Genomic DNA, 6,722 nt, shown 5'->3' on the forward strand with positions numbered 1-6,722 from the left:
GGTGATTAGTATATCACTATCACCACGTCATAAACCCTTCGGTAAAGGAAACCCATCATGTTTGAACATTTTACAGACAGAGCTATCAAATCTATTATGCTCGCCCAAGAGGAAGCCCGTCGCCTGGGACATAACCTCGTGGGAACAGAGCAAATCCTCTTGGGATTGCTGCGAGAAGGAACCAGTGTAGCCGCAATTGTCCTCAAAGAGATGGACATCACCCTAGAATCGACCCGGAAAGTCGTAGAACGAATTATTGGTCGCGGCTCAGGCTTTGTTCCGGCTGAAATTCCCTTCACTCCCAAAGCCAAACGCCTGTTTGAGCTCTCCTTTAAAGAAGCTCGACAACTAGGACATAATTATATCGGTCCAGAGCATTTGTTACTCGCCATTCTGCAAGACAGCGACAGCGTCGCGGGTAAAGTGTTGCAAAGTTTAGGCGTCAACTCAGCAACTGCCCGCACTAAACTGATTCAAGCTATCGGCGAAGTAGCGGCGGCTGCAAGCGCTAGAGGACCAGGGACTTCGATGATGGGCGGCACATCAAAGTCCGCCACCTTGGAAGAGTTTGGCAGGAATCTCACCCAGTTAGCCGCAGAAGGTAAGTTAGACCCTATGGTGGGTCGTGTCAAGGAAATCGAACGGATTATTCAGATTTTAGGACGCCGAACCAAGAATAACCCCGTATTATTGGGAGAACCGGGGGTTGGCAAAACCGCGATCGCAGAAGGGTTGGCACAACGGATTACGGATAAAAATGTGCCGGAACTGTTGGAAAATAAGCAGGTCATCAGCTTGGATATCGGATCACTGATTTCCGGTACCCGTTTCCGGGGTGACTTTGAAGAACGCATCAAGAATATAATGGCGGAAGTTCGTCAAGCGGGGAATATTATCCTGGTGATTGACGAAATCCATACCTTAGTCGGTGCTGGGGCGATAGAAGGCGGATTAGATGCGGCAAATATCCTCAAACCTGCTTTATCCCGGGGTGAACTCCAGTGTGTAGGGGCGACTACCTTGGATGAATATCGTAAGCATATTGAGCGAGACGCCGCCCTAGAACGCCGTTTCCAACCGATTATGGTTGGTGAACCCTCGGTTGAGGAAACCATTGAAATTTTGCAGGGGTTACGGGATGCTTATGAACAGCATCACCGGGTAGAAATCTCCGATAGTGCTTTGGATGCGGCGGCGAAACTCTCAGATCGTTATATCAGTGATCGTTTCTTACCGGACAAAGCCATTGACCTAATTGATGAAGCCGGAAGTCGTGTGCATTTAATCCATTGTCAGCCCTCCCCAGCCACGCGAGACATCAAGCGTCAATTGCGTCAGGTGACCAAAGAAAAAGAAGAAGCCGTTCGTCTCCAAGACTTTGAGAAAGCCGCCCAATTGCGCGATCGCGAACAGGAACTAGAAGGGGAGCTACAGGCGATTCTGCAACAAGAAACCGATGCAGATACCCCCGTACAGACGCCTCTGGTGAATGAGCAAGATATTGCCCACATTGTCTCCTCCTGGACAGGTGTACCCGTTAACAAGCTGACCGAATCCGAATCAGCCCTGCTGCTGCACATGGAAGATACCTTACACCAACGATTAATTGGTCAAGAAGAAGCCGTTACAGCCGTCTCCAAAGCGATTCGACGGGCGCGGGTGGGGTTAAAAGACCCGAATCGACCCATTGCTAGCTTTATCTTCTCAGGACCTACGGGAGTTGGTAAGACAGAACTGGCGAAAGCGCTGGCGGCTTACTTCTTCGGGTCAGAAGATGCGATGATTCGCTTGGATATGTCCGAGTACATGGACCGGCACACTGTCTCCAAGCTAATCGGTTCGCCTCCCGGATTTGTCGGCTATGACGAAGGCGGTCAACTCACAGAAGCCGTCCGGCGTCAACCCTACACGGTACTCCTGTTTGACGAAATCGAGAAAGCACACCCCGATGTCTTCAATAGCCTCCTGCAACTGTTGGATGATGGTCGTTTGACGGATGCTAAGGGTCGTACCGTAGACTTCAAGAACACCCTGATTATCATGACCTCGAACATCGGTTCGCGGGTGATTGAAAAAGGTGGCGGTGGTTTCGGGTTTGAAGACTCAGATAATCTGGCGGAATCTCAATACAACCGGATTCGCAGCCGAGTGAATGATGAACTCAAGGACTATTTCCGTCCAGAGTTCCTCAATCGCCTTGACGATATTATCGTCTTCCGTCAGTTAACGCGAGACGAGATTAAGCAAATTGCCGATCTCCTACTTGTGGAAGTTTCAAATCGCCTAGTTGAACAGGGAATTAACCTAGAAGTGACGGAACGGTTCAAAGAGCGTTTAGTCGAAGAAGGGTATGATCCCAGTTATGGAGCGCGACCGCTACGTCGGACAATTATGCGGCTATTAGAAGATAGTTTAGCCGAAGCCATGTTAGCAAGTCAGATCATTGAGGGAGAAACCGCTGTGGTTGATGTAGATGAGAATGGTAAGGTGAAGGTTTTACCGGGTGAATCGCCAGCGCGGTTGCTACAACCTGTAGGCTAGTCTCGTTCCCAGGCAGAGCCTGGGAATGCTTTTAGGGAGGCTCTGCCTCCTGTCGTCTCGTTCCCAGGCAGAGCCTGGGAATGCTTTTGGGAGGCTCTGCCTCCTTTAGGCGGACATCATATCACCCCCCAACCCCTCTCCCAAGATTGCTATGCATTACCCACATCCCCATATATATTTAAGATTTTCTTAAAATAAGATACACAATTTATACCAACCGACATCTATCTTTGGGTATACTTGGCAAAACAGTAACTTTCTGGTGCAGACTCCAGACCAGAAAATCCTAGGCAGAAAAAGCAAAAGCCAAGTATGAACTCTTTGGAATTCGACCGAGAAGCTGACCGGATGGCGAGAGCAATCATGACTCGCAACAGCCAAATTGGGGCAGCCCTGATTGCCGATTTAACGACCAAACTGACCCTTGAATATATTGCTGCTGTGTTGGTTGTCAGTATTGAACGTGTGATTTGGTTTGAGCCAGACTCAGTTATTTGGGCTGTTGAAAACCTTATTCCTGCGGACATCATGCAGGAAATTCACAGAATTACTTCATTTACTCTCTATAAACAGTGGGTGCTCAAAGGATACGTACCAGGAACAGATTTGAGTGTTGATGTTAGTGGCAATGTGATGCTAAATAATCCACTCAAAAAAGCGGCTTAAAGAAGTAGGGTGGGTATTACCCACCCTACAATCTAGGAGATAGACTATGCCAGCGCAATCTAAAATTTCTAGAGAGACATCAAAATTCAAATCTTATGAGTTTGCAGTGGGTATTACCTACTAGCGTGGCACCCCTTATTTGATGAATTAGAATTACGCCCGGACACTGTAGGGGCGCATGGCGTGCGCCCGATTCAATGGTAAGATCTATTCCACAATTTTAGCTGTGTCAAGCCAGTAGGTTGGGTTGGCGCATGTTACTAGGGCAGCATCTAGGGCTAAAGCCCTGACTACAAGCCTACTATACCAGATGAGACACTGCCAATCCTATACGGTCGCTGTATCCCACTTCAGATAAGGTAACTTCATCGCTGTCTCCCGAATTTGCTCAACTTGTTTCACCAGTTGTCCGCAACTATCCCAAGTTCCTGTAATCAGAGTTTGCCGTACCCCTTCAGGCATTGAGACAGAGACTTGGAAGTCACCACAGCGAACCTCCATTGATTCTAAATCTACCGTTATCGGCGCTTGGGGATTCTCTTCCAGGATTCTCTGTAACTGCTTCACGGTTTCCGGTTCAGCCGTAACACAGGGAACCCCCATTGCCAAACAGTTGCCAAAGAAGATTTCAGCAAAACTTTCACCGACAAGGGCTTGTATGCCCCATTTTTGCAAAGCTTGAGGCGCATGTTCCCGCGAAGAACCACAGCCGAAGTTACCGTTAACCACTAAAATATTTGCCCCTTGATACTGAGGGCGGTCAAAAGGATGTTGCCCTTTTGCCTGGGCGCGGTCATCGGCAAAGGCTTTGTCTCCTAATCCTTCAAAGGTAACACAGCGCAAATAGCGAGCGGGGATAATTCTGTCGGTATCAATATCATTACCCACAACGGGAACGCCTTTTCCTGACACGGTTTTCACTTGACTCATGAATTCACTCCTTTTTTTCTACTAACAAAATATATCTCCATACTAATGTAATAAAACCGTTTTACCAGAACCGTTAACTCCAAGAAATAGACTAATGTTATCTTCAAACTTTATTTCAAAATTAACTAGATAACTTTAGTTATCTATATAAGTTCTTTTTAACATAAATTTAATCTTTAAAGTTTGGGCAAAAAAACTTGGACATGAATATATAATCAACAGCATAAGTAGATTGAGTTAAGGCATTTTTACCCAACCTACTTAATATTATCACCTACTGCCATTCATCCCTAATTTTCGTAGAGAAGGCGATTGAGGATTTCTTTTCCTGCGGGATCGAATACCTGAAGACGAATAATTCTTGGATCATTGGGTTGCCATGCAACTTGATACTGATAATCCCCGTTTTGCCAAATATAAATACGGCGTTGAGGATTTCCCCGTACTTTCGCACCTCTGAGGATCAAGTTATCACCGGTTCGTTGATTAGTACCGTAGTAAGTGAGGGCGTTGTTGCTATAGTTAATTGTGACCGACCATTCACCACCCTCGAATGTCCCCAGAGGAACCCTGGCTTGGGCGACGACAGGTGTTTTAATCATAATCTCGGTAACTGTCGGCGCAGATAAACCGAGAATGGTAGCAAGCGAGATCGCTCTGATATTCATAGTATTCCCTCCGTTGCTGTAACATAAGCCAGAAACGCAAGTTCCGGCTAAAACGGTTAACTATACTTTAATTTCAACCCGTTTTAACTGAGATCTGGCAAAATTGGTAATACACCCCCAATGACTCGCTCGGTGGGCAAAAGCAACTAATTCTAATATAAGCGTTTCTAGGGTTATAATACTTACCCACGATGGCGGCGTGACCCAGCTAAAATGGTGGCATTAGATTTGACGATTAAATCGGGCGCACGCCGTGCGCCCCTACGGTTTCCGGGATTAAGGTTAATGAATCAAATTAGGTGTTCCACGCCTCACAATAACTGTCTAACGTCAGAAACTTTCCCATTAACCGCCGCCGCGACTACCATAACTGGACTCATCAACAAAGTGCGTCCAGTGGCTGAACCTTGACGCCCTTTAAAATTGCGGTTCGAGGAGGATGCACTAATCTGATCCCCTTGTAACTTATCGGGATTCATCGCCAAACACATGGAACATCCCGGTTCACGCCACTCAAACCCCGCCTCTACAAAGATTTTATCTAATCCTTCGGCTTCGGCTTCTTTTTTGACTCGTTCTGAACCCGGGACAACAAATGCCTTAACGCCTTCCGCGACTCGCTTTCCTTGGGCAAATTGGGCGGCTTCGCGTAAATCCGTCAATCGTCCATTGGTGCAGCTTCCGATAAAACAGACATCCACTTTGGTTCCCTGAATCGGCGCACCGGGGATAAGCTGCATATAACGATAAGCTTCTTGTGCGATCGCGCGTTCCGATTCGGGTAAACTATCAGGCAAAGGAATCGCTTCATTTACGGCAATTCCCTGTCCCGGTGTAATTCCCCACGTCACCGTTGGCGCAATTTCAGCCGCATCAAAGGTAACGATATCATCATAAACAGCATCGGCATCAGAACGGATACTCATCCACCATTCCACCGCTTTATCCCAATCTGCCCCTTTTGGCACAAAATCTCGACCTTTGAGATAGTCAAACGTCACCTGATCCGGATTAATATAACCACATCGGGCGCCGCCTTCAATGGACATATTGCACACCGTCATCCGTTCTTCCATGGTCATCTGCTCAAAGGTCGTGCCAGCATATTCATAAGCGTAGCCAACTCCACCTTTGACCCCTAACTTGCGGATGATGTGTAAAATCACATCCTTGGCGTAAACACCAGGAGGGAGTTTACCATTCACTTCAATTTTGCGAACTTTGAGTTTAGACAGGGCTAGGGTTTGAGAGGCGAGGACATCACGGACTTGAGACGTACCAATCCCTAACGCGATCGCACCAAAAGCGCCATGAGTCGAAGTATGGGAATCCCCGCAGGCGATGGTCATTCCGGGTTGGGTTAATCCCTGTTCTGGGGCAATCACATGAACAATCCCTTGATTCCCCGATCCTATATTATAGAAGCGAATCCCATAATCCTTACAGCTTTGCTCCAACACCTGCATCATCTCCTCGGCTAAGACATCAGCAAAGGGACGCGCCTGGTTTTCGGTGGGAACGATATGATCGACAGTCGCCACCGTGCGTTCGGGATACAGCACCTTCAATTCCCTCTCGCGCAGCATCCCAAAGGCTTGGGGACTGGTGACTTCGTGGATTAAATGTAAACCAATAAATAGTTGAGTTTGACCCGAAGGCAGAGTACCGACGGTGTGGTAGTCCCAAACTTTATCGAATAGTGTTCTCTCGCTCATTTGCAAAAGGTCGTTATAAATAGGATTTGAAGTACCCCAACAAGATCCGCTGAAGTTGGATCTTCCAACTTCTAAAAACAAGGACGGTTTTATTCGTCTTGGCTTACGCCACGCTTACGCGAACGGGATTTCCCGTTTCATCCGCCGATGCCACGTTGGGTACTTTCAGCAACGAGAAAGTCCGGAACTAAATCCGGTGATG

At 47.4% G+C, this 6,722-nt stretch carries 5 protein-coding genes; 2 read left to right on the plus strand and 3 right to left on the minus strand.

Going from position 1 to position 6,722, the window contains the following annotated elements; genetic code table 11:
- The first annotated feature begins 57 nt into the window (after positions 1-57).
- Positions 58-2,541, plus strand: coding sequence for an ATP-dependent Clp protease ATP-binding subunit (locus RLO19_RS12770; protein ID WP_446356889.1), 2,484 nt, complete (start codon positions 58-60; stop codon positions 2,539-2,541).
- 312 nt (positions 2,542-2,853) lie between these two features.
- Complete coding sequence (locus tag RLO19_RS12775) at positions 2,854-3,207, plus strand: hypothetical protein (protein ID WP_446335614.1); 354 nt, start codon at positions 2,854-2,856, stop codon at positions 3,205-3,207.
- 327 nt (positions 3,208-3,534) lie between these two features.
- Here the strand turns inward: RLO19_RS12775 and leuD are convergent, their stop codons facing one another.
- The 3 genes from leuD to leuC form a co-directional block, all read right to left on the minus strand.
- Positions 3,535-4,137: a 3-isopropylmalate dehydratase small subunit gene (gene leuD, locus RLO19_RS12780; RefSeq protein ID WP_446356891.1), complete on the minus strand. Its 603-nt coding sequence runs from the start codon at positions 4,135-4,137 to the stop codon at positions 3,535-3,537.
- A 290-nt stretch (positions 4,138-4,427) separates the two neighbouring features.
- Positions 4,428-4,805 (minus strand): hypothetical protein, encoded by a 378-nt coding sequence (locus RLO19_RS12785; RefSeq protein WP_446356893.1) that lies wholly within the window; start codon positions 4,803-4,805, stop codon positions 4,428-4,430.
- A 311-nt stretch (positions 4,806-5,116) separates the two neighbouring features.
- Positions 5,117-6,520, minus strand: a complete 1,404-nt coding sequence (gene leuC / locus RLO19_RS12790; RefSeq protein WP_446356895.1) for a 3-isopropylmalate dehydratase large subunit — start codon at positions 6,518-6,520, stop codon at positions 5,117-5,119.
- Positions 6,521-6,722 lie beyond the last annotated feature (202 nt).

The organism is Coleofasciculus sp. G2-EDA-02, from assembly GCF_040226375.1.
In the GTDB taxonomy this organism is placed as follows: domain Bacteria; phylum Cyanobacteriota; class Cyanobacteriia; order Cyanobacteriales; family Coleofasciculaceae; genus Coleofasciculus.